1 pseudogene is annotated in these 277 nt (G+C 35.4%); it reads left to right on the top strand.

Annotated elements, in window-relative coordinates:
• A pseudogene (locus RYX56_RS22105) lies at positions 1–132 on the top strand (transposase domain-containing protein); the annotation flags it as partial.
• Positions 133–277 lie beyond the last annotated feature (145 nt).

The raw sequence follows: 277 nt of genomic DNA, 5'->3' as shown, positions 1-277 counted from the left end.
CTCTTTTATAGGGGCATTTCTGCATCACAAGGTACAAGAGCAAGCGTCATTATTTACAGCATTGTGGAGACAGCTCAAGCAAATGGATTAAATCCATATTACTATCTTCGCTATCTATTTGAGAAGCTTCCCATATCGATTTGACAGACGAAAAAGCCGTAGATTAGAAGTTTACTACCTTGGTCACCATCAATCCCTGTTAATTGCATAGACTTTAATGCTCTTTTATTTGCGAAAAGCCAATTTTTACGTTTAAATACATAATGGAAAAAATTAC

The sequence above is a fragment of the Alkalihalophilus lindianensis genome (genome assembly GCF_032843265.1).
Lineage (GTDB): Bacteria > Bacillota > Bacilli > Bacillales > Bacillaceae_D > Alkalihalophilus > Alkalihalophilus lindianensis.
The sequence above is the reverse complement of the archived record's forward strand: the minus strand, read 5'-3'. Positions and strand labels throughout refer to the sequence as shown.